This window comes from Bacillus sp. FSL H8-0545 (assembly GCF_038006105.1).
Classification (GTDB): domain Bacteria; phylum Bacillota; class Bacilli; order Bacillales; family Bacillaceae_G; genus Bacillus_A; species Bacillus_A cereus_U.
In genome coordinates, this window is sequence record NZ_JBBOUO010000002.1 from 175,707 (window position 1) to 200,687 (window position 24,981).

Below are 24,981 nucleotides of genomic sequence, written 5' to 3' on the forward strand. Positions count from 1 at the left end.
ACCCCCCACTCTCGTTTTAGATGTATTGGTTTTTATGAATTTAGACAGATTCTTATGTGAGATAGCATAAGGGCCTGTTTGCATGTTCTACCTTTTTTTATGTACAATAAGGATAAGAGATGATATAGACAGGGAGAGGAAATCCATGTCCACTAAATTAGTAAATTTACGCATTGATTTTGCTTTTAAACAGTTATTTGGGACGAAAGGGAATGAGGAAATTTTAACGGGTTTCTTAAATGCAATTCTAGAGGAATCTTTAGATGCACCTATTACATCACTACAACTAGATGATCCACATCTCCATAAATCTTATGAAGATGATAAGTTATCGATTTTAGATCTATTAGCAACGTTAGATAATGGGACGCAAGTAAATATCGAAATTCAGCTTCGAAATACACATGATATGGTGAAGCGATCTTTATATTATTGGAGTAAACTTTATACATCTCAAATGCAAGAAGGGATGCCATATCGTTCACTTCGGAAAACAATTACCATTAACTTATTAGACTTTATTTTGTTTTCTCAGGATGATGCATTTCATACCATCGGACAATTATGGAATACAAAAATGCAGCAACTATTAAGTGACGACATTGAAATCCATTTTGTAGAGATACCGAAATTGGTAAAACAATGGCGTGAAGAAAAAGTAAACCCGTGGGAAAATACATTTGTTCGTTGGATGTTATTATTACCAGCACATGAAGATGAACATTTAACTCAAACATTGGAGGAGATTGCAATGAATCAAGATCCAATTTTACAAAAGGCAATAAATAAATGGGAAAATATGAGCCATGATTCTTCTTTCCGAATAGCATATGAAGCTCGAGAGAAGTTACTTCTAGATGAACAAGCTAAGCTAGCGCATGCAGAACAAGAGGGTATGGAAAAAGGTATTGAGCAAGGTAAGATGCAAATGATTCGAGGGATGCATGAAATTGGTGTACCGCTTGAAACTATTGCAAAAGCAAGTAAGTTAAGTGTGGAGGAAATAGAACGTATCTTGAAATTAAAGTAAATATATATGAACATACAGAACTCATGAATAGAATAAAAATTTGTATTCTATTCATGAGTAAAAGGGTTCTGGTGCACAAACACTTGTAAATTATTTTGAAGTTTTTGCACCAGAACCCTTTTTTCTATAGCCTAAAAAATTTTTTTAATGAAACACCACCCTTACCCTGATTCACTTAGGGTTTCTACATACACGGCATGGAATAAATATATTCTTCTAAATGATTTGTATAAATAAGTGCGCCATTGAGATAAGATGGCGTTTTTTTTATTTGTAAGGATGAGTCAAAATGTCGCTACGACTTCTTTAATTCGGTTATCAAGCTGTTTAGAGACATCAACGATTTAATAAAGCGGTTTTAATTGCTATTTATGTTATATGAGATTATGACACCGAGAGAAGTGAGTGATCGATGGGGGATTACTCCTGATACTTTACGAATGAAACTGAAGCGTGGTTGTTGCTTTTATTGTGGAACAAAACTACATATAATATTAAATCCAATACATTTGTGTATAGTTTTCCTAAATTACATTTGGTAATATAGATAAATGGACATTAAATATATAATATATTAATAGTTAGGGAGATATTAGAAATGAAAAGAACACCTGAATTTATACTGGGTTTAATTGGTGGTATTTTGGGAGTAATAGCTTCTCTTATTATATTGATGATAGCTATTACCACTATGGATGGTTATATTGATTATAAAGTTTTGACTTATTACTCTATTTTATTAATTATTCAAATAGGGCTGTTAGTTTTGGCATGTTCAGTAAATAAGGTTAACAATATAGCTTACGGACTTTGTATGATATTGCTTCCATTAGTAACATTGGTTATGTCATTATTCCTTTTATTTATTCCAGTAATTCTTCAAATTATTTCTGGTGGATTTGCGTTTCGATCTTTAAAACAAGAATCTAATTAAAATATTTAGCTATTCCAAAATCATAGTAAATATATAAGGGGAAATTTAAATAATATTTTTGAAGGGTGGTATTGTAATTTGAAACGCACTGTAGAATTTGTAATCGGCTTAATCGGAGGAATCTTAGGACTCTTACTTTCTTTATTTATTGTAATTGGTTGTATTTCCTACACAAGTTCTAATACTAGTTCTGGAGGTATTGAAGAATATATTATCATTACTTCTAGCATCGCCTTAATTATTCAAATAGGCCTATTAGTATTAGCTTGTTGTGTTAATAAAATAAATAATAAAACTTATGGTATTTGCATGATTGTATTAAGTATAATTTCATTGTTTTTAGGTTTATTTATTTTATTCCTTCCAGTGGTTTTACAAATCATTTCAGGTGCATTTGCATTTAGACCTTTAAAACAGGAATCTAATTAAAATAATAACTGACTAATGAATATAACAAAAAACTTTCTTATCACACAAATATGTTCCAATTGTGAATACAAAAACAAAGATGTTAAAAATCTAACCGTTCGTGAGTGGGATTGTCCTTCTTGTGGCACACATCACGATAGAGATCGAAATGTAACGCTCAATCTTAGAAACAAAGCAATTCGTCTTTTAACCGTAGGAACAAAGTGGATAGCCTACTGAATTAGAAACCGTTAGGTTTCTGTACTTATTACTGATTGGAAAGTATTCGTCAGTGGAGATGCGGGTGTCATACAGGTTATTGGTAAATAACAATTTTTAATTTTGATGAGTATGTAGGCTTATTAAAAAATAATAAAATAGTTACCGCAATGGTAAAATTTTATAATGATAAAAAAGAAAGAGGAATCACTATGAAATTATTACGTTCAGTTCTCATTCTCACTTTTGTTTTATTGTTAAGCGCATGCAATACAGCAACAAAAGTCACAAAGGTTCAAAAAAATGGCGAAACGACTTTGAAAATTGGCTCCCTGCAAGGGTATTACGATGTGCAAACGCTTAAAGCTGAAAAAGGAATTGTGGAAATTCCTTATGAAGCAGCTGTTGAAGAAGGTACGATTTTATTGCAAGTAACAAAAGATGATAAGGTCATTTATGAAGAAGAAGTTACTTCTCAAAAAGAAGGTTTGCTTTCTTTTGAAGCCCCAAAATCCGGATCATATGATTTAATTGTACGTGTGAAGGGTGAAGAAGAGAAAGCCAAAGAAATTCAAATACATACGAAGCTATAAAAAACGGCAAGTGGAGTGTACCCGCTTGCTGTTTCCATTTCCAGATCATGATTTGCATATTGGAGGTTCAGCTTCACTTGGACAAGTCGGTGGATTTGTAAAGCGGTTCTGGTGCAAAAATAAAAGAGAATAAAGCGCATATATTCCTAACGGAATCGTATCTTATGCTGCAAGTCCAAACAATTGATGGATGAATTCTTTCTGATTTTGGACAGACTGGTCCCGTAAATCAAGCTGTTCTTTTTTAATCATATGCATGGCTTCTACTCCAGAAAGAATGGATGTAGCTGTGTCAAAACATTTGAACCCTAGCATAGAACGGATTCGCTTCTTTATAAAGCGATGATCTTGTTCTACTATGTTATTCAAGTACTTTTGTTGTCTAAGTTGCATACCATCAGGTATGCTTTTTTCTTTTTTCAACTGTTCAATTGCTATAGGATAAGCCGGGTTCTTATCGACTGTTATAACACGTGGCTTTGAAACATGAAAAGACCGCAAAGCTTTCTTGAAAAAGCGCTTTGCAGCCTTCTGGTCTCTTGTTTTGTTTAGGAAAAAATCAATTGTGTTTCCTTTCGAATCAACAGCACGATACAAATACATCCATTGACCTTTTACTTTGATATATGTTTCATCGACTCTCCAAGAGTCATTTGTTTGTTTGAGGTGACGACGGATTCGTTTGTCCAATTCAGGACCATACTGATGAACCCAACGCATAATCGTTGTATGAGAAATGGATAAACCCCGTTCTTCTAGCATTTCCACCAAATCACGAAAACTAAGGTTGTACCGTAGGTACCATCTTACCGTTAACAAAATAATATCAGGCTGATAATGCTTCCATTTGAATACATTTTCCTTTTCCATACCAATCACGCACCCTTTCTAAAGTAATAGTAACAGTATGTCCAAGATTTATAGATTCATTGCAATTGTCCTTAAGTTTTTGCACCAGAACCCAAATAAAGGCGAAGTCTTCAAATAGGCTCCGCTTTTTCGGTGTATAACGAATTACAGGAATTATTAATGGTTGCATAACCATTTAACGATGCAACTCTAGATTCTCTATGTTTTGGGTAACTTTGCAACAGAACCGTATAAAGAATATTGATATGTGAGGGTTTTACTGCCCGCGAATAGCGAGATAAAATGAATTCAAGTATTTTAACATATGAATATATGAAAAAAATGATGAAATTGTCAGCTGTTTATTTTCGAAAAAAATTGTTTATCTATTTTTATAAAAAAATATTTTTTTGACCCCCATAAAATTTTTATTTCCTCCGAATATGTATAGTGAAGAAAGCAATTAGAATTGAAATCATTTCGTACAGAAACCTTGATTTTGAGAGGTATCGAAGCCATGCATATGATGAAAAAAGGGCAACTTCACCAAAGGGTGAAATCTGCCCAAAATGAGGTTGAAGTCATTCATAAGATATTTGGATTAGTCGTTTGATCTCAAAGTTAACAGGAAATTACTGTTCTATATTCTTATTAAGCTATTTTCGCACCAAAACCCTAGAAGGTCTATCTATTAAAATAGCTTGCGTTTGTACATAGAATAAAAAGAAAAGGAGTATGTAAAAAAAATAATGGAGAAAAAAATTCAACAAGAGAAAGATAACTCAAAACCCGTTTTTTATGATCCTAAAGGAAGAAGAAAAATAGCTTTCAGTTGGTTTCTATGTATCTCAATAGTTAGCATAAGTATTGTATTTTATTTTTTCTTTCGAAGTATTTTTTCAACACCAGAAATTCCAAATATGAATCCTTCTGTAAAGCAAGATACTAAACTTGTACCTATTAATCAAAAACTCAGCGACCAGCAGTTAAAGAAGGAAGAATTCAAATCTCCTAATACCGAAATAAACAATAAAGAAAATTCCGATAATCCAACAGGCAATGGCGAACAACCTAAAGAAGTTTATGGTTTTTATGTAAACTGGGATGAAAATAGTACTGCTTCTTTAAAAGAAAATATTGATTCATTAACAATGTTAGTTCCAGAATGGTATCACTTAAAAGAAAACTTAACAATTAGTAGTGAGATTAAACCTGAGATTGTAAAGTTAGCAAAAAAAAATCATGTAAAAATTATGCCTTTGCTTACTAACTATACTCAAGAAGCTTCTGGTCCTGATAGTAAACTTATTCATAAGTTACTGAATGCTCCAGGTAATGTACAGACAAAGTTTATTAATGATTTAGTAAAGCGAATTGAAGAGAATCAATTTGCAGGTATTAATATTGACTTTGAGTCAATACCTGAAGGCGATAGAGATAAATTAACAAATTTCATGAAAGAACTTACTACGGTCTTTCATAAACATCATTTGCTCGTAACGCAAGATGTCCCTGCTAATGATAAAGCCTTTGATTATGGTGCATTAGCCAAAGTAATAGATCGTATGATTGTAATGATGTATGATGAGCACTATGGAGCAGGGACATCAGGACCAATTGCTTCAAATAAATGGTTTGAACATACGCTCAATGATCTAAACATTCCCTCCGAGAAACTTATAGTTGCTTTTGGTAATTATGGATATGATTGGGAAGTGAAGAGTGAAAAATCTGCGGAGCCTTTAACTTTCTCAGAAGTTATGAAAATGGCTCATGATTCAAATATAAAAATTCAATGGGATAAGATCAGTGGAAACCCTTATTTTCGATATAAAAAAGGAGCGAAAGAACATACTGCTTGGTTCTTAGATGGTGTTACTCTTTATAATCAAGTCAAAATCGCAATGAACCATAATGCAAAGGGGTTTGCATTATGGAGACTAGGAGCAGAAGATCCTACTGTATGGAAAGCTTTAAAAGATCCTATTGAAGTACAAAAAAATCCTGATGCATTACATAAAATCGCTAGTTTAGATGAAGTAAATTATTCTGGACAAGGCGAAATTTTACAGATTGAAAATGAAAGACAAAATGGATTGAGAGATTTTAAAGTAGGAAAAGAAGGTTATCTTTCAGATGAAGTGTATCAATCACTACCATCTGCATATCAAGTGCAGCGCTATGGAAAACCAAAAGGAAAACAAGTAGTACTAACATTTGATGATGGACCAGATCCTAAATACACCCCGGAAATTCTAGATATATTAAAAGAGCATAAAATAAAAGCAGCCTTTTTTATACTTGGTGAAAACGCCCAACTAAATCCTAGTCTTGTTAAAAGAATGTACGATGAAGGGCATGAAATTGGCAATCATACCTTCAAGCATCCTAACGTAGCTGATACGTCTTTACTACGAACAAAAGTAGAGCTGAATACAACTCAGCGCCTGATTCAGGAAATAACTGGACATTCTACGGTTTTATTTAGGCCACCATATGAAGCAGATGCCGACCCGGATTCATCAAATGAAATATTGCCTATTTTGCGTGCACAAAATATGAACTATACAATGGTGGCAGAAAAAGTTGATCCTGAGGACTGGGCGACGCCATCAACAAATGAATTAGTAAAGCGTGCTGTTAACCCCATTTATAAGGGGGAGGGAAATGTTATTCTTCTCCATGATGCAGGAGGGAATCGTACCCATACGGTAGAGGCGCTGCCAATTATTATTAAAGACCTTAAAAAGCATGGATATAGTTTTGTAACAATTTCAGATTTAATGGGTAAAGAACGAGATGAAGTTATGCCTCTCGTTTCTTCTGAGGATAAGCAATATTTACTTTACAATAAAGCTGTTTTTTCAGGAGCGGGATATTCTAAGCATATATTAACAACTATTTTTTATATTGCTATTGGATTAGGTATTTTCCGATTCTTATTTTTAATTTATTTTGCATTCAAGCAAAAAAGGAAAACAAGATCCCGTTTATTTACTAATTCGTCTTATCAGCCTTTTGTTAGTGTTGTAATAGCAGCATATAATGAAGAGAAGGTTATAACCAAGACGATTCGCTCAATTTTGGATAGTGATTATAGAGAGTTTGAAGTTATTGTTGTTGATGACGGATCGAAAGATGGTACATCAAAAGTAATTCAAGAAGCATTTCATAAACATCCTAAAGTTTGTTTAATTCAGAAAGAAAATGGTGGGAAATCATCCGCAATGAATTTAGGATTTCAAAAATCACGAGGAGAAATCATTGTCACTTTAGATGCGGATACTATTATTGCGCAAGATGCTATTTCTCTAATGATTAGACACTTTGAAGATCATAATGTAGCAGCAGTTTCAGGCAATGTCAAAGTGGGAAATAGACGAAATTTGTTAACTACTTGGCAACATGTTGAATACATTACAGGATTTAATTTAGAACGCAGAGCTTTTGATGAGTTGAATTGTATCACGGTAGTTCCTGGAGCTATTGGAGCATGGCGTAAAAAGAATGTAGTTGAATCTGGATATTTAAGTGAAGATACACTTGCAGAAGATACGGATCTTACTATAACATTTTTACGTCAAGGGCATAGAATTGTATATGAAGAAAAAGCATATGCTTATACGGAGTCGCCTGAAGATGTGAAAAGTCTCATTAAACAGCGATATCGTTGGTCGTATGGTACACTCCAATGTCTTTGGAAGCATCGAAAGGCATTGTTTAATGCAAAGCATAAAACATTAGGGTTTGTTGCATTACCTAATATGTGGTTGTTCCAATATGTGCTGCAATTCATTGCTCCTTTAGCAGATATATTAATGATTATGGGGATGTTTGGTAGTAATCCTCTAAAAGTTTTAGGATTTTATCTTGTGTTCTTTGCAATGGATCTTTTCGCTTCTCTTTTTGCATTTAAATTAGAGAAAGAGAATCCTAAACCATTAGCATGGTTAATTTTACAACGCTTTATTTATCGTCAATTTATGACTTATGTTGTAATTAAATCTGTATTTTCATCTATTCGAGGGGTAGCGGTAGGATGGAATAAACTAAAGAGAATGGGGAGTGTTAAGCACTCCTCTGAACATAATGAGGCATCATAAGAGAGCAGATAATCTGCTCTCTTTTTGTTAAAAGGATTCACCATATCAAAAAAAGAAAATTGTAAGTTTAAACACAATTTAGACTTATTTCAACCGATTCCCTGTACTTTGTATTCGTTTTTATATTGAAAGGGTTATGTGGACTTAACTATCTATTGGAATAAAAAAAACCAGCTCATAGCTGGTTTTGATTCAGTGTACTTTCATATTCCTTGATTATTTTGTAAAAAGTATTTTTCTTCAGTTCTAACAGTTCCATAAATTGAACCCCAGTTATTTCTTTATTTTTCCACTTAGGATACGTTTCTTCTATGAATATGAGTCACCGTATGGACAAGGCTTGCAACCAAATGACGGAGATGAAATATATGAAATAGTACATGGTGAAGAACGATTAGTGGGGATATATGATGGACGTAATGAAAAATTCGTTGCAGCTACTGCTAAAAATTAAAGAGATGAAACCCAAAAGATGAGACGTAATAAGTACGCAATTTATAACGAAAAAGAATATAAAATAGTACAAATAGATAACCACCTAGAGTTAATTTCTAGAGATGAACAAGATTTAAAAAACGGCTTTGTACCATATGACCGAGACCCCAATCTTTTTATTAAGGTAGTTGAAAAATCCGATTTAGAAACAGCCTATGACGTTACTCCTTTTGCTGTATATAAAGGAATTGAATTTTTAGTAATAGGATTGAATGAAGAAAAAGGGACTGTAGATATATATGGCATTGACCAGAAAGTAGCTCGTGAGCTAGGAATGTCTACAGCTGGTCGTGGTGAATTTTCAAAAACTGTAAACCTAGTTGATGTTAAGTTAATCGAAAAAGTAAAACCTATATGGGGATTTACACTAGATAAAGAGAATTAATTACAACAAATAAAAGCAGAACCTTTGCTCATACAGGTTCTGCTTTTCACTTCACATATACATAAGGATTCATGGTTCTGTTAGGGATATATGTACTTTATTCTCTTTTATTTTATTTTTGCACCAGAACCGTTTAGCATCAGTTGAGTAAATACATACATGGATGAGATAGGGGGTGTTCCAGTGATATTAGAGTTGAAAAATTTCACGCACCGTATTTTATATTAATATCAAAAATTCAGCAATACGAGCATTTTAAATTGATTGATAGTAAACAAGAAAGGTTGGCAAATTGCCAACCTTTCTTGTTTGTAGATTTTTAATTATTGGTTATCAAACCAATAATAACCAAAATAATATCCTATTTGAATTATTTTCCTTTAAAATATCCTACGTAGTATTCTCCTCATGACTTTTTTTCTAAAGTTTAACGACGTTTGAGAATCTTTGCAACGTTGAAATAGTCGGAAGTTTTAGATTAATAAGGGGATTATATGATAATATATTTATGTACATTACTTTCCCATATTTACAATAAACTTACACATAATAAAAAATATTGAGGTGATTCATTAGTGGTTAATAATACGTGTGAAACTAGAAAGTATAATTCAATATATAAAAAACGTTTTTATAATTCCGTTTTTTCAATCCCTTTAGTTGCTTTAGCTTTATTTATATTATCTTCTGTACAACTAGAATTAACTACTTTTTTGCTTATTACTTTTGTTTCTGTTGTTATATTGCTCTTTCAATTAATATATTTTTATAGAAAATGGAAGGTTCTGTTGCAAAGTTAAAAAAAGCATACGTAGGTTTATAAATTAAAGTTAAATTTTAATCAGTTGCTAATAACAAATTTAATTCATTGTACGCCGAAACGACGGAGTCTGCTTAAAGACTTCGTCTTTGTTTATAGAGGGGTAGCGTCACATTACTATTAACCTAAGATAACTTGGTTCTGTTGCAAAGTTTTTTGAGCTGAGCTAAACTAAACTGTAGGGAAATTGAGATGAGGCGAATGATACATGGGATACTTTAAAGGAAAACAATTTAAAAAAGGTATTATTTTGGTAGCCGTAGGCTACTATTGTCGTTTTTCTTTAAGTTATCGCGATGTATCTGAACTTTTGAGAGAACGTGGAATATCGGTTCATCCTACAACCATCATGCGTTGGGTTCATGAATATGGAGATTTAATTTATCAAATTTGGAAGAAGAAAAATAAATCAGCACATTTCGTATGGCATTTAGATGAGACCTACATCAAAGTCAAAGGAGAGTGGTGTTATCTTTATCGTGCGATTGATCGAGAAGGGTACACCTTGGATATCCAACTTCGTAAAACAAGGGATCATCAAGCCGCCTATATGTTTATGAAAAGGTTAGTGAAAACTTTTGGAGAACCAACGGTTCTCACAACAGACAAGGCTCCAGCCCTACTTTGTGCGCTCAAAAAACTGAAAAATAACGGTTTTTATGTGCATACGAAACATTGCACCGTTAAGCATTTCAATAATCTTATCGAACAGGACCATAGACATATCAAGCGACGTTTTGTCAAATCCGCAGGATTTCAAAATCTTCGTCATGCTTCATGTACAATCAAAGGAATCGAAACCATTCATGCCCTATATAAACAAAGGCGAAGTCTTCAAAGAGACTCCGCCTTTTCAACGTACAATGAACTTCAACAATTACTAGCTACTTCCTAAACATTGTTCCTCATTTACCAACCTGTTTATGCTTTTTCAAACTTTGCAGCAGAACCTTTCATAGTTATCTCCGTTAGCTTTCCTTTGACCGATGTCGTTAATTAATGTTCTTGCTTCTGGAATAGAACTAGCTAGCCCATCTATCTTTTCATATAAATCATGCATTGCTGCGATAGTGGACATAATTACACATCCCCTATAGGATTTTGCATTATAGCAATTCAACGCTTCTTGCATATATTTTTTAATATGATACTTTTTAATTCCCGTTACAATTACTTCCATATCCCGTAACATTATTATATCAACTCACTCGCTGTTAAATATTTACTAACTATAGAGTACCACATATTCTTTGTTTGTTCTTTTTATAAAAATGAGAATCTTCCCTTTTTCTTTTATGTTTTTTTACGATTTAAGTCTTGATAAGAGGCTCTACTCATTTTTAGTTTGCAACTTTAGTTGCATGCTCGGGTGTCCTTCAGGAAGTAGGTCCATGTCATAAAGTTTTGCTTCGATTTTCCGCATACACATATTTAAATTTTTCTTCAGTTGACGATCACTAATTCGTAAAACTTCCCATCCTAATTTATTCAAATAGGCATCCCTAATAACATCTTTCCTTTTAGCTTCAGGGGTGTTATGAAATGTGTAACCATCAACTTCTATACACAGTTTCTTCCCGTTTGTCCCGTATATAGCAAAGTCTAATCTGTATTTCCCCATTTTCTCTTGTACATGTACAGAGATAATAAAGTTGTTTCTGTAGTGCTTAAGGAAATGACTGCACCATTTTAATGGATTACATGCTACTGAATTAAGTCTATAATGTTGCTTTGGCATAAAGTTTGATAAAAATGAAGTTACAAACCTTTATTTAACAGCAATAACAAAAACTCCATTTTGAAAAAAAGATTGATCAAAATGGAGTTACTCTTTTTAACTAAGTATGAGATTTTTATAAAAAAGTTTAATCAAAACTCACTTAGAATCTTTTACTTGAAGGAATAAGGCATCGCATCTTTTTTATGAACATCGTTAATTTAGAATAAATTTTGACCACATCTGTAATTACTTGTAAAATGTTATACATAGAAAGGTATTTTAGGATAAATATAGAAGTGTTATGTTTTTTAGTTTTAAAGGGGCTAAAGCGCATCTATTTTATGTTTTGAGAGGGAGAATTGGAAAATCATATGAAGAATTTTAAAAAAAGTACAGGTAAAATTTTACTAGCATCTGGATTAGTAGTTTCTATGTCAGCTTGTAGTGTAACTAGTTTATTTGGAGACAAAGAAAAAACAAATGCTGAATCTGGTAAACAAGAAAGTAAGGAAACTAAGACAGAAGGAACAAGTTCAGCTAAGTCAGAAAGTAAATCATCTGAAACAAAGGAAAAATCAACTAACTCGAAAGAAGAAAGTAAAGATGTTAAGATGATTATGGTTTTACCTGAGGATTATCCACAACTTATGGTAGACATTGAACAAGATTTATTAAGACGATTAGATTATTATGATGCTTCTGTAAGAGATTGGAGAAAAGGTAGTAAATCAAATGCTGAGGTAAGAGATAGTATTAAAGACTTAGATAAAGTATTTGATAAACTAGAACGTATAGATGCACCTGGTAAATATAAGGCAGACCACAAAGAAATAGTAAAAGCTGTTCAAAAGTTAAGAGAGACTTTCAAGGAAATAGAACAGTTATTTGACTACTCAAAAACGCCTAAAGATACTGATGATGTAATCGTAGATAAAGCAAGCAACAAATTAGATGAAGCAAAACGTATTTGGACTCCTATCTTCAATAAGTTAAAAGGAGAAGCAAAAGGTGGTACAGATACTTCTTCAACAAGCAATTCTTCAAGTAGTACTGATAAACCAAAACTAGCTAGTAATAATCAAGCTAAGACATATGATAACCAAGCTACAACTGGAATATTCAAAGGACAAATTGACACACCAGACTCAAGTTCAAGTAAATATAAGAATGTACAAAATAACCTCAAAGACGGTACTGAGGTTATCGGTAACTGGGCTATTGATTTAGGACAAGGGGTAAAAACTACTTTAGTACTAAAAGGAGATAAGACATTTGTTACATATGTAAATGGTTCTTATCCAAGTGAAGATAACATTTTAACAGGAACATATACTGTAGACCTTGCTTCAAAGCAGTTAACACTAGTAATGGATAAAGTAAAGAAAGACGGTCAAGAGACGAAGATACCGAATCCTGTTTATACATCTTATAAAATTGAAAACTACGATGGCAAAACATTACAACTATTCCACATAGACGAACAAGTAACAATTTGTTATGTAAAACAATAAATAATTAGCAAAAAACTCTGTAAAATGATTTTTACAGATGTAAGTTTGAATTAACGTTTGATTAGAAATATTGTATGCACCTTGATTTTACGCGAAACCCAAAGACTCCATTTTGAAAAAAGATTGGTTAAAATGGAGTCCTTTTTTGCTAATTAGTATAAAAATTTTATAAAAAAGTTTAATTGTTTTGTTATCCGTTATTTCACCAACGCCCCCGTTACTTTAAGTACGTTTCGTCACAATCTTAGTCGTTATAATGATTTTAATCATATATTCCCCATTCATACAAAAAATAATAGCTATCAGATTGTCCGAATATACAATCATAAACATACCCCTTTTGTACTTGTATTGTTTCAATATGACTTAATCTAATTAAGAGTTCTTTAATAACTTGTTCTGGTGCATTCACATCAGCTAAATCCCTTTTAAATCTACTTATAAAGTCATCTTTGTTTACTGACTCTATGCTAATACATACTCTTGAATAGTATGTATTAATCCAACCATCTTTTAGTGCCGTTAGCCATTGTTCGTCTGAAGGGTCTGGCTCATCACTAATATCCCATTCTTCTCCATCGAACAATTCCTTTTTAAATAGTGCAGAAAATGCCTCTTGAATATTATCAAATTGACCTTTTCTGGCGAATGTTAAGTCTACTTGCATTGCATATTCATCTCTAAATTCATATACATCAAATGATAATTTTGACAATCGTACATTTGCAATTTGTCTGGCAAATAAATTGAGATCATCAAACAATTCTTGAATTTCTTTATTCATCATAATCCCCCCTTCTTCCTAAAGTTCCGATATTTTAATTATTGATGTGTAACTAATCTGCGTTGTTGGTTCTGTAGATTTGAAAAAAGTTTAATTAAAACCTAGTTAAAAAATTTGATTTCATCATAAAAGAATCCCAATTATTTTGAAGAAAGATTAATCAAAATAATTGGGATTAGTTATTCTATACTACAAAATTTTATAAAAAGGTTTGATTATTTCAATGATTCATATGTCACTTAAGCACTCTTCAATGTTTGAGAATCATTCATAATCACAACCCATGATTCAATTAGCCCAAGTTGTTTTCCCCTAGGAATTGTATAATTTGTCTTTTGTGGTGGTTATCGTGATCTGTAAATTCCTTAATAATATATATAAATGAATAAGATGTTCCAGTATTCGGACAATGAGTTACACCGTTTGCAGTTAATGGATTTTTTAACTTTTCGGTTGGTAATTCATTAAGTTCTTTTACAAGTAATCCCCTTGTATCTTTTGCTTCTTCAAGAAGTTTTGATTGTGATACGCCTGATTTTGCGTAGTTTGATGCTTTTTTATTATATGTATCAAAATCTGGAAACTCCATTCCCTGTTCATTTTGAACAGATGGGAAGATTTCTGTTAATAGATAATTATCCCAATTTATAATATGGGCTATTATCTCACTTACAGACCATTTACCCTCGGCTATCGGTTTAGACCATAATGTTTCATTGATTTCTTCTAAAGTGCTTAACCAAGATGAATAATGACTAAAATTACTAATTATGTTTTTTACCTCACTCAATTTTCTCCCTCTTTTCTAAGCCTAATCAATATAATTATAACAGAAAATCCCAAATTAACAAACGTATGTTCCTGATGGTGTTTTAGTTATAAAACAACAATCTTTAAACTCCCATTATAAATAATCAAACTTTTTTCAAAATCAATATCAAACCCCATTAGTGCAATAAGAAAAATCGAAATCTCATCTTTAATAAGATATTTCGGTTCATCTTTTTTATAAACGGTTAAACTTTTTTCAAAACGGTACGACTTTTTTATAAACAGTACAACTTTATTTCAAGTCTACATATAATTTATAGTTATAAGATGAATAATAATGAATAAGGAGAATAATTAATATATAATTTAAGAAGAACCAATGTACCTTTGAATTAAACGTGAGTTCTCTTATAGAAACTTTGAAAGTTGTTTGGGGACATTGGTTTATTAATTTTACTAGATGCGATATTATAAAATTGTGCAGTGACCTTTAGGTGATTCCGACCATTGACTGGACTGGGGCTATTGTTCATAGACCTCTAATATTGATGTGAGGCACTCCATTCAATTAGAAAGATGGCACTGCACATTAAATTAAATATAAAACAACGGATTACCTGTCAATTTCGACAGGTTTTTTTATTATTTCAAAAGGAATATTATGGATAACGTCGAATACTCCTGTTTAATAGACTATATAGAGAGAGTTTAAAATAAATATAGTGAATAGTGTGCAGTTGAAACTCTAAAAGTGTATGGAGCTAGTGAGTCTAGACTCTTTTGTTAAATCTGAGATTAAATATCTGGCGATATAATCCTAACATGCTACATTGGGCCTAAGCTCTAACAGAAACTTGGATGGTCAGATATAGTCATACTGCTTACTGTTCGGAGAGGAAATCATGGAAAATACGATTACTCCTTTTAGTTATGGGAATCATTCGGATGATAAAGGTCAAGATATTCGTAAGTTTTATCAGTTTTATGTTGGTATAGATATTGGAGCTAGCTTTCATGTAGCTTCGTGTATTAAATTTGATGCTTTTTTAGACCCTAAAGGAATTGCCTGGAAACGAACAAAAACGATGAAATTTAATTCTGATAGCGCAGGAATCGCAGAATTTTTAAAGGCTTTAAAACAAATAGAAGAACAATTTAATATCACCAGGGATGATTTCCTAATCCTTCTAGAACCTACTGGTGGACATTATTCCTATTTAGTTCAGCAAGTGTTATTGAATGAAGAATATCAACTCTTTCAAGTAGAGAATAAAGCAGTTGGTGAATTTCGTAAGAATAATTTAGGTATCTCAGAGAAATCCGATTCAATGGATGCCAAAGTAATGTCCTATATGGGATGGCATAAACAGCTCCATCCCCATATGCAGGGAGTTACTTTAATAAAACCTCAAACTGTCTTACAATCCCTATTTCGAACGGTCATGCGAGATCGATGGTATTTAAACGTTCAGTTAACTCGAAGAAAAAATCAAGTTCAACAATTATTAAAAGTAACACATCCAGACTTAAATAAAGCATTTAAAAAATTGGGTACTTCTTCGGTAATGAAATTAGTATTAGAATATCCTACGGGTCTTCACATGAAGAATTCATCTGAAGATGAACTGTATAAGGCAATTTCTAAGGCAGGAGCTAAGAATGTAGCGAAAAAGGCTGCTAAAACACTATCTGAAATTATGCCCCATACAGTGGCTGTACCCGTAGAACATCTAGTAGGAAGGCAGAAATGGGTAATTGAAGAAGCCTTGCGGCTTGAAGAAAGCATTCAGCTTATCGATGTAGAAATCCATTCTCTTCTTAGAGGAGACCCTGAAAAAGAAATTGAACCACATCCATATACGGAGTTACTTCTTTCTTTTCCGTTTGTAAGTGAAAATATTGCTTGTACTCTAATCGGTGTTATAGGTGATATAGACCGATTTAATACATACAAAGAATTTAAGAAATACCTTGGTGTATCAGCCGAAAATTCGCAATCTGGAACTTCTGTACGCTCGACTAAACAAACATATAGTGGTGTTCGAGATGCACGTCGGGTACTTTATCAGATGTCTATGATGATGTTAGCAAATGGAAAACGAAAGCCTACGGTTTTTAAAGCATATTATGATCGTAAAGTGGAAGAAGGAATGATAAAGAAAAAGGCAATCGGTCACCTTTGTGGTAAAATTGCAAATTTAATCTATACGGTATTAAAAAGTAGCCAGAAATATGATCCTAAAATACATGCGGCGGCTTGTGGGATTGATTGGGATGAAGTATATGAATTAGAAGAAAAGCAAGGTCCTGTATTATTGAATTAATGCAGCAGATTAATTTAAGAAGACTTAAATTAGTTTTAAGGGTGGTTAATGTTATGGAACAATATTCTCTCGTTTTGTATGGAAAAGAAGAACTTAAATGGACACGACATATTCTACCTCCTCTAAAAAAAGATGAAGTCTTAATAAAAACTATTGCAGGAGCGATTAGTATTGGAGCAGAATTGCCACAGTATATGGAAAGTGATTTTACTGAAAAATCACCAAATTACCCTAAAGAAACGGGATACGAAAGCTACGGTGAAATCATAGGGATAGGAAATGAAGTGAAGTCTTTTAAAAATGGGGACAGAGTAGTAGCATTTTATGGGCATAAGGATTATGGAGTAATTAAAGCGCATAAAGCTATACCTGTTCCAAAAGGTATAAACCATTCTGATGCCTTACTAACCATTCTGTCCTGCGACTCAGCAAAAGGTGTTCTAAAACTCAGTCCAAAAGAAACTGATAAAGTATTGGTTACAGGTATGGGAACTATGGGACTTTTAACTTTTTATTTTTTAAAGGAATATATGAAAGTTCATCATATTGATGTATTAGAACCAAATGCATCAAGGGGTGAATTAGCTAAACTTTTAGGAGCAAACAATGTTTTTAATGATGAGTCTGAATGTCCAAGAAATTTCTATAAATATGGTTTAGAGTGTTCAGCACGCAATGATGCTTTTAAATTACTTCAGAAATCACTGTTGGTAAACGGTGAAATTTGTATACTATCGGACGGAAATAAAGAACAGTTTGAATTACAATCAGAGTTTTATGAGAAAGAATTAAAAATCGTAGGTTCAAGTGACGGTTGGGATTACAAAAAACACTCGGAATGGTATTTTGAGAACATAAAACGGAAAGGTTCCCAATTACATAAAATATTTGAGTTGAAAATATCGAAACAAGAACTGATTCAATGCTTTGAAGATTTAAGCAAAAGGAAAATTAACCCATTAAAAATCTTAGTAAAGTATTAGATAGAAATATCAACATGATCTTCTTCTTTAAGTAATGGGTGCTTTTCTCGAATAAGCAACATTAGTTTATTCATTTCCCCTAAGTCCATTAAAATGCCCAAAATCCCTGTTTTTGATCGAAATCAGGGATTTTGTCTATGTTTGGTGATTATAGTTTATTTCCAAAGCACTACACTACATTTAATTTACAATAAAGTCGTTTAAAACATAATAAAGTTGTTTAAAAATCTAAGGTTTATTCAACAATTGGGCCATTTTATGGAATAGCACTCAATAAGAAATAATTGGATATTCATGCTGAAATCCAATTAGGTTTGTGAAGTAATGTATCTAAACTAACATGAAAATAAACTTCTGTAATTAAAGGAAAAAGGCAAAACTAAAATAGACGAAGCTCAGTCAATTTTTTTAAAAAGAAAGCGTCTAATTCATTGATCAATTATTATAGTTGACTAGATTAAGAAGCTTCAGGTTCTTGCGACGTAACTGTGTATCCAAGACTTTGTAATCTTCGGAATGAATGTCGAATAATTGATTGCTGTCTCTGTTTGTCAAACTAGTCTTCGGCTAAATCTACATACATTTAATGTGAAAAAACATCAAAAACCTCATCAACCAAAGTTTGAAAGAAAAATGGTATCTTTTCAGATTGTTGGCGAAAAAGAACTGACGTTTTAGCAAGGGAGTGTCTTAATTAAACATTGGGTGATGTGCTATCCCTCATGGGGTTGTTTGGCAGGACTGTTCCAATATGTGTTACTATTTAGTTGTTCTATCAATAATTACTAAAATAAGGTAAAATGTGTAGGGATGGAGAGACTAGCGATAAGTTTAGTATCTGAAAAAACTAATTTTACTGGTCAGTGAAGGGGGATCTGTATTCGATATGTTAAAAGATGATATTATTTTGGATAAGCTGCAGCAATTTGTTTCTGGGGAATCTATTCAACGCCAAAGTATGAAGACTAGCCTTGCTGATTTTATATTGTCATCTGGTGAAACGTCGAAAGCTGCAAATTGGATAGTTAACTATATCGAGAGCTTATGTCATGACAAGCATGATAAGGGTGTTTACACTCAAATGAACAACCCTGAATTAATTGCTGATTTATTAGAAGTGGCTTATGAAAGTCTGAGTAGGGACGCTGATCTGCAGCCATACGTTACGCAAATCGCACGATTATTGTATATTGACAAAGAGGAACGAGATAAATTAGATTCTGAACGATATGTTCAGTACCGGGCAGCTGTAATGTTGGATGAATTAATTTCCTTAAACGTTTCGTTGCCACCGGAAGTAGTAGAGCTAGTGTTATCGGATTATTATAGAAATGATATACCGACAAAAGAGTTCATTTGCAGTATATGGCGGAGATTGGCTGAAAGAGGCATTAATATATCCAATCATATAAGTTCACTTGTCACCAATGTTAATAACCAAGGATCTTCTACTCTCACTAATAATAGTATACTAGCTTTATGGGCATGCATTCGCAGGGGATTCTTTGATACACCTATCCCTGATAGTAATCTAACTTACCACGTATGGCTTTGGCATATGACTACAAGCTGTGTTGGTAAACTGAAGAAAAGATATGAGGAACCTACCCGCTCAGTGGCGGTCGGCTGTCTTCTTGAAACTGCAAGGATATACCCGGAGGCTCAATCTTTGATTCTAGAGTGCATGGATAAATGGGGAATTGCAGAACCAAAGCGTCCACGTAGTGATTTTCAACGAGATTTAAAAGAGCTTTTTTCACGTTGCGAAAATCATCCAGGCATAAATTGCTTACCAGAGAATTATGTTATTACTAAAAGAGGAATCATGATTCAATAACGTAAGGATCGTACGAATCAAGTTTGGTTATTTTGAAAAAGTAATTGATAATAAAATAATGATAAAAAGATGTGATTTTTTTGCTTAATAAATGTATTATACTTTAATTAATTCTTTAGGTTATTATTTATGAGTTCTAGTAATTTTGGGTCATAATAGTAACATTTGGTTACAAGTGAACCTTTTTATTTGTACTAACGGGGACTTTAGCAACTAATAGAGTAACTATTTTGGAATTCTTTAATATTCAACAATCGGGCGCTTTTGATGAATAACGAATTCTTATTTTATCGTAGTAAATTTTAAGTTGTTGTAGCAAATGAAAACATGTATATTACAAAAAGGATAGATAAAGCTGATAAAGTTCTGCTTTGATCTATCCTTTTATTTTACCATTATATAATGTGCGACATTATTTATTACTTCTTTACTATCAAATCATTTCATCATAATCTTGACTTTTAATAAAAGCAATGTATCCTGCTTTTTCATTTGAAAGTCTTATTATCTAATATAACAACATAATCGTTTGTTAGTCTACCACCTTCTTTTGTATAATCCACCAGTCTTTGTATATTGTCACAACAAATCTTTGCACCCCATACAAGTAATGGAACACCGATAAAATCAATATGTAATCTTCTAGAGAATAAACCACCAAACGTCATGGGAAGTGGAACAGTTGGTGACGTATTTGAAAAAATGATTTTTTCGTTGTTTTGATATTGATGTTGAAGAATTTCGCCTAGATTTTTCATAGATGGTACCACAACTTTTGATGCCCCGCACCCTACAGTATAAACAGGATTACCTCCCTCATCTCGGCCATGAAAAATAATTTTCCCCATATCAGAAGTTTTAAGTTTATTGAAATAGTCCACATTTAAAATTTCTTCTCTCGTTAATTTCCGATCAGTTGGTAGTTTGTTTAAATGATATGCTGCAGCTAGTGAGGTTGTATGTGTTCCGCCATAATCAGTGTAAATAAAAATCATATTCTCATTCCTTTGTCATCTACGTTCAATATTTATTAGTATCACCATTTCATAATTTACTAATCCAGGAATGATATATTCTCTTAATCGGGATACCTCCACATGTCCATCAAGCTAATATTTTTAAGTGTCCCCAAAACGAAAATTTTATTATTTTGCAGTTATTTATGAGAATTTAACTCATTTTCTTCGTTTTGGGATACTTGTGTTTCTTATCTTGATAGTGATGTGGTGAGCCCATTTAATTGTAATCATCATTTTGATAACCGTTATCTAAGCTGAGCACTCTTCCATGTGCCGATATTCTATATGAAAGGTAATATGTTATTACTTGTACTGAGGCTCTTCTTGTTCAATTAGCTGAAGACGAGGATTTAAAGATTCAATAATTTCTTGAGTTTGTTGTGCTGCACCTTTATATAATTGTTTTGCTTGCTGGTTATCAGTATCAAGAACAAATCCTTCTAGGCATGCTTGAGCACCCTTTAATCCAGCGATAGTTTGTTTAAGTTTAGTGCTTACTGTCATGTAATATTTCCTCCTTGTAAATGTATTTCAAAATATAGAATGCCTATTTTGTTATCATAGTACGATTTCCAATTTTAGGGTTATCGGAAATAATAACCCTAAATTAGAGTTATGTGAATAAGAAATTTTACAGTTAATTATTTGTAGGAGGAGTTTTTTAGTCAATAGATACATGGAATACCGTTAAGTGGTTTTATGTTAACTTGAATAGAATATTTACAAGAAAAATCTACCATGTAAGAAAGTAATTGACCTACATATTCTATGGTAAAGATTAGCTTCATGGATGGATATAGAATAGTTTTGTCCCGATAACAAAAACTAACAGAAAAAGAACGATAATATATAAAGGAGATTAAATATGCTGAAAAAGATAGGGAAAATTTTCCGATCACTCCTCTTTGTATTTATTGGCGGATGTTTTGTTTTGCTTGTTTGGGGTGAAATCGACAGAACAATAGCTGAAAAAAGTGGGAGATTTGACCAGCAGCCTAGCCAATACCCTATTCGTCAAAGTGATATTACTATGTATACAGATGGGAAACAGTTAAACAATCAATTATTCTCAGATATAAAGAAAGCAAAACATTACGTACATATTAATTTTTTCTCTATTGCTGATGATAAAGTAAGTCATCAGTTTCTAGAGTTATTGAGGCAAAAAAGTCAGGAAGGTGTAGAAGTATACTATGCAGTGGACAGGCTAGGTGGAGTTTTACTAAAGAAGAGGGAAAGAGAACTATTAGTTAAAAGAGGAGTGCATTTTACGTATTATAATAAGCCTGATTTCCCATATCTTGCTTCTACTTTGGATCATCGGAATCATCGCCGTATTTCAGTTATTGATGGAAAAATTGGGTACATTGGTGGATTTAACATTGGCAAAAAGTATTTAGGAGAAAAAGAAAAACTTGGTTACTGGAGAGATTATCACCTTCAAATACGAGGAGAAGGTGTTCAAGATCTAGAACACCAATTTGTGTTAGACTGGAAGAAAAACTCAGAGGAACCGATTCCGATACACAGTGCGATAAAGGAAAAGGGAGCAACCTCGCATCGATTTACTGCATATTATAGTGGAGAAGAACTTGGGCAAGATTATGCTATGCTGTTTCAACAAGCAAAAGAATCCATCATTATATTAACACCTTATTTTATACCCAAAGATAGAACTATTTGGAACTCATTAGTGGATGCAAGAAAGAGGGGAGTCCATGTCAAAATTCTGTTCTCCCCTCATTCGGATGCACTGTTAGTTAAAGAAGCAGCGTATCCATATATCCGAAAAGCATTAAAACAGGGGATGGAAGTATATGGTTATAAAAAGGGGGTGTTACACGGTAAAGTATTTTTGATTGATGAAAAAGTATTGATGGTTGGGACGGTGAATTTTGATTCGCGCTCGTTTCATTTAAATGAAGAAATGAACTGTTATATTCACGATCCTGCCTATATTTCGAAAATAAAACCAGTGATTAATGCAGACTTACAAAATTCAAAACGAGTAACATCCTCTGACGTCAATCAATTATCTATAAAAGAAAAAATGAAAGAAAAGGTTGCAAAAATGTTTGAGTATTATTTGTAAAAACAAAGGATTTTTATTTTAAGGAGTAGTAAACTGCATTTTATTAGAATATATTACTGACACTAATAAAGAAAGCTATGGAGAGGGAACGTTGTTTTCTTCTCTTTTTTATTTAGGTTAAGTTAAAGGAGAATGTTGGTACTCATTTTTACTACCATGTAAGAACGATATTTTCTTTCATTTTCTGTGGAGAGGAATGGCTTCATGATTGGCTAACGGGTGTTTTAGTAAAGTAACTTTCGATAATTCCAGCTATATAAATAGCCTATCATGAACCTTTTTTTTGTTCATGAGTTTCTACATCTCTTTATTTCTAGGGTTTTGAATCTATACTTTTATTGTTGATTTTGAGAATATCAGGGGAATTTGGATGCAGTCAATATTTAAAAGTTTACTTTCAGTTTTTATACGAACTTTGAAATCATAATTTCCTATTCTAAATAAATTTCACGTACCGTATTTTATATTAATAAGAAAAATTCAGTAATACGGGGATTCTAAGTGATTCAATTATCTTTATTCCCCATAATGGACAGAAAGGTAAAAAAGGCAGCAGTTAGCATTTTAAAGTTGAGAGACTTGTATGATGAGCCCTATATTATAATTATATATGTTATGAAAACAATATCTAAAAAGGAGTGATTTTAAAATGTACAAACTTAAAACAAAAGAAACTAACAATAGTGTAATTGAATTTATTGAAAGTGTTGAAAATCTTAAAAAACGAGAAAACGCATATCAATTATTAGATATATTTACTGAAACAACAGGCTATACAGCAAAAATGTGGGGACCAAGCATTATCGGCTTTGGAACATACCATTATAAGTATGCATCTGGTCATGAGGGAAATGCTCCATTAGTAGGCTTTTCCCCAAGAAAGGCTAAAATTAGTTTATATTTTGCAGCTGGTGATCCTAAGAGAGAGGAACTATTAAAAAGCTTTGGAAAATACAGCTCTGGAAAATCGTGTATTTATATTAATAAAATGGCAGACATTGATAGTAATGTTCTAAAAGCGCTAATCAAACAATCTGTAAGTTTTTTGAAGGAAACGTATCAAAATCATTAATGAATTTTATAGAATTACTTTGAACATTTGCCTAGAGTGCCCCTTCATACCCAGAATCGTGTCCGTATTCCTTAAGGCGTAGGTATCAACATAAAGGGACGATAAAAATATTATGTTAACAATGTAAGGTATCACAAATTTTTAATATATTATTGTGATTGAATAAAGTAACACTGGAGTAAATGATTAGAAACGCCAAATTAGAGAAATAAAAAAGTTCCACTTATTTATATTAGGGGTAGTACCACATCGCCATCAACTTAAAGAATCAAAATCCCCCATAATGAGATTTCTATTCATTATTGACTACTTATGCTGATGGTACAATTAGGGTAATGGAGGGATAAGATGGAATATATTATATTTTATGAAATGCGGTTTCTTATAATCGGTACTGCAATGAGACAAAAAAAATTTCTATGAAATTATTTATAATGAATGTAAATTCATATTGGAGCTGAAATACATGGATTATATTAGTTATTTAAGAAATATGGTTGGACATGAAAAAGTAATTATGGTGGTCGCAGGTTGTTTTGTATTGAATGAAAAGAATGAAGTGCTTCTGCAATTACGATCTGATAATGGAAAGTGGGGACACCCTGGCGGATTTATGGAATTTGGTGAGACAGTTGAAGATACAGCAAGGAGAGAAGTGTTTGAAGAAACTGGTTTGAAATTAGGGAAACTTGAATTCTTTAATGTGTATTCTGGAAAAAAATACGAACGAGCACTATCTAACGGTGATCAAGTTGCCTTAGTGAAATTGACTTATATTTGTAGAGATTTTCATGGAACATTACATACTAATAACGAAGAAAGCTTACAGCTAAAATTTTTCCCCTTAGATAACTTGCCTGAACTATGGCAGAACCAACAAGAGGTTTTAGACGATTTGTTGGAGTTTATGGAAATAATGAACTAATTTTTCCTATCAAATAGGAAAAAGAGCCCTATGGTTACGCACACTTAGAGAACATAAAACCCTTCTAAAATCAGAAAGAGGAAAAGGGTGGAGAATAAGAGGACAAA

At 32.5% G+C, this 24,981-nt stretch carries 23 protein-coding genes and 4 pseudogenes; 18 read left to right on the plus strand and 9 right to left on the minus strand.

Features of this window, described 5'->3' with window-relative positions; all coding sequences use genetic code 11:
* Positions 1 to 145: 145 nt before the first annotated feature.
* The 6 genes and pseudogenes from MHI07_RS26855 to MHI07_RS26880 all read left to right on the plus strand — a co-directional run bounded on the left by MHI07_RS26855 (position 146) and on the right by MHI07_RS26880 (position 3,184).
* The gene (locus tag MHI07_RS26855) at positions 146 to 1,030 is read left to right on the plus strand and encodes an Rpn family recombination-promoting nuclease/putative transposase (RefSeq protein ID WP_212091727.1); all 885 of its coding nucleotides are present in this window, start codon (positions 146 to 148) and stop codon (positions 1,028 to 1,030) included.
* A gap of 362 nt (positions 1,031 to 1,392) precedes the next feature.
* Positions 1,393 to 1,488, plus strand: a pseudogene (locus MHI07_RS26860) (MarR family transcriptional regulator); the annotation flags it as partial.
* A gap of 140 nt (positions 1,489 to 1,628) precedes the next feature.
* Complete coding sequence (locus MHI07_RS26865) at positions 1,629 to 1,964, plus strand: DUF4064 domain-containing protein (RefSeq protein WP_215582746.1); 336 nt, start codon at positions 1,629 to 1,631, stop codon at positions 1,962 to 1,964.
* Positions 1,965 to 2,042: 78 nt separating this feature from the next.
* Positions 2,043 to 2,393 carry a DUF4064 domain-containing protein gene (locus MHI07_RS26870; protein ID WP_070139500.1) on the plus strand — a complete coding sequence of 117 codons (351 nt, stop codon included), beginning with the start codon at positions 2,043 to 2,045 and terminating at the stop codon, positions 2,391 to 2,393.
* 42 nt (positions 2,394 to 2,435) lie between these two features.
* Positions 2,436 to 2,612 (plus strand): annotated as a pseudogene (locus MHI07_RS26875) (zinc ribbon domain-containing protein); the annotation flags it as partial.
* Positions 2,613 to 2,803: 191 nt separating this feature from the next.
* Positions 2,804 to 3,184: a BA_1872 family lipoprotein gene (locus MHI07_RS26880; RefSeq protein WP_070144200.1), complete on the plus strand. Its 381-nt coding sequence runs from the start codon at positions 2,804 to 2,806 to the stop codon at positions 3,182 to 3,184.
* A 162-nt stretch (positions 3,185 to 3,346) separates the two neighbouring features.
* Here MHI07_RS26880 and MHI07_RS26885 read toward each other — a convergent pair whose 3' ends face one another.
* Complete coding sequence (locus MHI07_RS26885) at positions 3,347 to 4,054, minus strand: IS6 family transposase (RefSeq protein ID WP_002187387.1); 708 nt, start codon at positions 4,052 to 4,054, stop codon at positions 3,347 to 3,349.
* Positions 4,011 to 4,223 carry a hypothetical protein gene (locus MHI07_RS26890; RefSeq protein WP_215583033.1) on the minus strand — a complete coding sequence of 71 codons (213 nt, stop codon included), beginning with the start codon at positions 4,221 to 4,223 and terminating at the stop codon, positions 4,011 to 4,013. The genes MHI07_RS26885 and MHI07_RS26890 overlap by 44 nt, the downstream gene beginning before the upstream one ends.
* Before the next feature lie 264 nt (positions 4,224 to 4,487).
* Between MHI07_RS26890 and MHI07_RS26895 the strand changes: the two are divergent.
* A pseudogene (locus tag MHI07_RS26895) lies at positions 4,488 to 4,646 on the plus strand (IS6 family transposase); the annotation flags it as partial.
* A gap of 136 nt (positions 4,647 to 4,782) precedes the next feature.
* Positions 4,783 to 8,136 (plus strand): glycosyltransferase, encoded by a 3,354-nt coding sequence (locus MHI07_RS26900; protein ID WP_215582752.1) that lies wholly within the window; start codon positions 4,783 to 4,785, stop codon positions 8,134 to 8,136.
* A 175-nt stretch (positions 8,137 to 8,311) separates the two neighbouring features.
* On the opposite strand, the pseudogene MHI07_RS26905 reads toward MHI07_RS26900, so the two are convergent.
* Positions 8,312 to 8,458, minus strand: a pseudogene (locus tag MHI07_RS26905) (recombinase family protein); the annotation flags it as partial.
* Here MHI07_RS26905 and MHI07_RS26910 point away from each other — a divergent pair.
* The 3 genes from MHI07_RS26910 to MHI07_RS26920 all read left to right on the plus strand — a co-directional run bounded on the left by MHI07_RS26910 (position 8,399) and on the right by MHI07_RS26920 (position 10,731).
* Positions 8,399 to 8,590: a hypothetical protein gene (locus MHI07_RS26910; RefSeq protein ID WP_215582755.1), complete on the plus strand. Its 192-nt coding sequence runs from the start codon at positions 8,399 to 8,401 to the stop codon at positions 8,588 to 8,590. The pseudogene MHI07_RS26905 and the gene MHI07_RS26910 sit on opposite strands and share 60 nt — an antisense overlap.
* 18 nt (positions 8,591 to 8,608) lie before the next feature.
* Positions 8,609 to 9,016 (plus strand): hypothetical protein, encoded by a 408-nt coding sequence (locus MHI07_RS26915; protein WP_215582757.1) that lies wholly within the window; start codon positions 8,609 to 8,611, stop codon positions 9,014 to 9,016.
* A gap of 1,028 nt (positions 9,017 to 10,044) precedes the next feature.
* Positions 10,045 to 10,731, plus strand: coding sequence for an IS6 family transposase (locus MHI07_RS26920; protein ID WP_090835562.1), 687 nt, complete (start codon positions 10,045 to 10,047; stop codon positions 10,729 to 10,731).
* 36 nt (positions 10,732 to 10,767) lie between these two features.
* Here MHI07_RS26920 and MHI07_RS26925 read toward each other — a convergent pair whose 3' ends face one another.
* Together MHI07_RS26925 and MHI07_RS26930 are read right to left on the minus strand one after the other, a co-directional pair.
* Positions 10,768 to 10,914 (minus strand): hypothetical protein, encoded by a 147-nt coding sequence (locus tag MHI07_RS26925; RefSeq protein WP_340827012.1) that lies wholly within the window; start codon positions 10,912 to 10,914, stop codon positions 10,768 to 10,770.
* 252 nt (positions 10,915 to 11,166) lie between these two features.
* On the minus strand, positions 11,167 to 11,574 hold the full coding sequence (locus MHI07_RS26930; RefSeq protein WP_252198857.1) for an endonuclease domain-containing protein: 408 nt from the start codon (positions 11,572 to 11,574) through the stop codon (positions 11,167 to 11,169).
* A 341-nt stretch (positions 11,575 to 11,915) separates the two neighbouring features.
* On the opposite strand from MHI07_RS26930, the gene MHI07_RS26935 reads away from it, so the two are divergent.
* On the plus strand, positions 11,916 to 13,067 hold the full coding sequence (locus MHI07_RS26935) for a DUF3994 domain-containing protein (protein WP_445661763.1): 1,152 nt from the start codon (positions 11,916 to 11,918) through the stop codon (positions 13,065 to 13,067).
* Positions 13,068 to 13,329: 262 nt separating this feature from the next.
* Here the strand turns inward: MHI07_RS26935 and MHI07_RS26940 are convergent, their stop codons facing one another.
* Both MHI07_RS26940 and MHI07_RS26945 read right to left on the minus strand, forming a co-directional pair.
* Positions 13,330 to 13,854, minus strand: a complete 525-nt coding sequence (locus tag MHI07_RS26940; RefSeq protein ID WP_002201533.1) for a hypothetical protein — start codon at positions 13,852 to 13,854, stop codon at positions 13,330 to 13,332.
* Positions 13,855 to 14,143: 289 nt separating this feature from the next.
* Positions 14,144 to 14,641: a DinB family protein gene (locus tag MHI07_RS26945; protein WP_215582762.1), complete on the minus strand. Its 498-nt coding sequence runs from the start codon at positions 14,639 to 14,641 to the stop codon at positions 14,144 to 14,146.
* Between the two features lie 883 nt (positions 14,642 to 15,524).
* Between MHI07_RS26945 and MHI07_RS26950 the strand changes: the two genes are divergently transcribed.
* From MHI07_RS26950 to MHI07_RS26960, 3 genes are all read left to right on the plus strand, one after another.
* Positions 15,525 to 16,946 carry an IS110 family transposase gene (locus MHI07_RS26950; RefSeq protein ID WP_215582766.1) on the plus strand — a complete coding sequence of 474 codons (1,422 nt, stop codon included), beginning with the start codon at positions 15,525 to 15,527 and terminating at the stop codon, positions 16,944 to 16,946.
* 53 nt (positions 16,947 to 16,999) lie between these two features.
* Positions 17,000 to 17,929, plus strand: coding sequence for an alcohol dehydrogenase catalytic domain-containing protein (locus MHI07_RS26955; protein ID WP_201038296.1), 930 nt, complete (start codon positions 17,000 to 17,002; stop codon positions 17,927 to 17,929).
* Positions 17,930 to 18,815: 886 nt separating this feature from the next.
* The gene (locus MHI07_RS26960; RefSeq protein ID WP_215582767.1) at positions 18,816 to 19,766 is read left to right on the plus strand and encodes a hypothetical protein; all 951 of its coding nucleotides are present in this window, start codon (positions 18,816 to 18,818) and stop codon (positions 19,764 to 19,766) included.
* Between the two features lie 488 nt (positions 19,767 to 20,254).
* Here the strand turns inward: MHI07_RS26960 and MHI07_RS26965 are convergent, their stop codons facing one another.
* Both MHI07_RS26965 and MHI07_RS26970 read right to left on the minus strand, forming a co-directional pair.
* The gene (locus tag MHI07_RS26965) at positions 20,255 to 20,761 is read right to left on the minus strand and encodes a DUF3189 family protein (protein WP_340827015.1); all 507 of its coding nucleotides are present in this window, start codon (positions 20,759 to 20,761) and stop codon (positions 20,255 to 20,257) included.
* A 327-nt stretch (positions 20,762 to 21,088) separates the two neighbouring features.
* Positions 21,089 to 21,289, minus strand: a complete 201-nt coding sequence (locus MHI07_RS26970) for a DUF1657 domain-containing protein (protein ID WP_002162205.1) — start codon at positions 21,287 to 21,289, stop codon at positions 21,089 to 21,091.
* A gap of 361 nt (positions 21,290 to 21,650) precedes the next feature.
* Between MHI07_RS26970 and MHI07_RS26975 the strand changes: the two genes are divergently transcribed.
* The 3 genes from MHI07_RS26975 to MHI07_RS26985 all read left to right on the plus strand — a co-directional run bounded on the left by MHI07_RS26975 (position 21,651) and on the right by MHI07_RS26985 (position 24,874).
* Positions 21,651 to 22,877 (plus strand): phospholipase D-like domain-containing protein, encoded by a 1,227-nt coding sequence (locus MHI07_RS26975; RefSeq protein WP_215582768.1) that lies wholly within the window; start codon positions 21,651 to 21,653, stop codon positions 22,875 to 22,877.
* 649 nt (positions 22,878 to 23,526) lie between these two features.
* Complete coding sequence (locus tag MHI07_RS26980) at positions 23,527 to 23,949, plus strand: DUF1801 domain-containing protein (protein ID WP_215582769.1); 423 nt, start codon at positions 23,527 to 23,529, stop codon at positions 23,947 to 23,949.
* A gap of 466 nt (positions 23,950 to 24,415) precedes the next feature.
* A complete protein-coding gene (locus MHI07_RS26985; protein ID WP_215582770.1) occupies positions 24,416 to 24,874 on the plus strand; it encodes an NUDIX hydrolase in 459 nt (152 codons plus the stop codon).
* The last annotated feature ends 107 nt before the right edge of the window (positions 24,875 to 24,981 follow it).

Coding starts and splice junctions, on each gene's coding strand:
- MHI07_RS26855 (WP_212091727.1), top strand. CDS start 146: ATGTCCACTAAATTAGTAAATTTACGCATTGATTTTGCTTTTAAACAG.
- MHI07_RS26865 (WP_215582746.1), top strand. CDS start 1,629: ATGAAAAGAACACCTGAATTTATACTGGGTTTAATTGGTGGTATTTTG.
- MHI07_RS26880 (WP_070144200.1), top strand. CDS start 2,804: ATGAAATTATTACGTTCAGTTCTCATTCTCACTTTTGTTTTATTGTTA.
- MHI07_RS26885 (WP_002187387.1), bottom strand. CDS start 4,054: ATGGAAAAGGAAAATGTATTCAAATGGAAGCATTATCAGCCTGATATT.
- MHI07_RS26890 (WP_215583033.1), bottom strand. CDS start 4,223: ATGCAACCATTAATAATTCCTGTAATTCGTTATACACCGAAAAAGCGG.
- MHI07_RS26900 (WP_215582752.1), top strand. CDS start 4,783: ATGGAGAAAAAAATTCAACAAGAGAAAGATAACTCAAAACCCGTTTTT.
- MHI07_RS26915 (WP_215582757.1), top strand. CDS start 8,609: ATGAGACGTAATAAGTACGCAATTTATAACGAAAAAGAATATAAAATA.
- MHI07_RS26920 (WP_090835562.1), top strand. CDS start 10,045: ATGGGATACTTTAAAGGAAAACAATTTAAAAAAGGTATTATTTTGGTA.
- MHI07_RS26925 (WP_340827012.1), bottom strand. CDS start 10,914: ATGTCCACTATCGCAGCAATGCATGATTTATATGAAAAGATAGATGGG.
- MHI07_RS26930 (WP_252198857.1), bottom strand. CDS start 11,574: ATGCCAAAGCAACATTATAGACTTAATTCAGTAGCATGTAATCCATTA.
- MHI07_RS26940 (WP_002201533.1), bottom strand. CDS start 13,854: ATGATGAATAAAGAAATTCAAGAATTGTTTGATGATCTCAATTTATTT.
- MHI07_RS26950 (WP_215582766.1), top strand. CDS start 15,525: ATGGAAAATACGATTACTCCTTTTAGTTATGGGAATCATTCGGATGAT.
- MHI07_RS26955 (WP_201038296.1), top strand. CDS start 17,000: ATGGAACAATATTCTCTCGTTTTGTATGGAAAAGAAGAACTTAAATGG.
- MHI07_RS26960 (WP_215582767.1), top strand. CDS start 18,816: ATGTTAAAAGATGATATTATTTTGGATAAGCTGCAGCAATTTGTTTCT.
- MHI07_RS26965 (WP_340827015.1), bottom strand. CDS start 20,761: ATGATTTTTATTTACACTGATTATGGCGGAACACATACAACCTCACTA.
- MHI07_RS26970 (WP_002162205.1), bottom strand. CDS start 21,289: ATGACAGTAAGCACTAAACTTAAACAAACTATCGCTGGATTAAAGGGT.
- MHI07_RS26975 (WP_215582768.1), top strand. CDS start 21,651: ATGCTGAAAAAGATAGGGAAAATTTTCCGATCACTCCTCTTTGTATTT.
- MHI07_RS26980 (WP_215582769.1), top strand. CDS start 23,527: ATGTACAAACTTAAAACAAAAGAAACTAACAATAGTGTAATTGAATTT.
- MHI07_RS26985 (WP_215582770.1), top strand. CDS start 24,416: ATGGATTATATTAGTTATTTAAGAAATATGGTTGGACATGAAAAAGTA.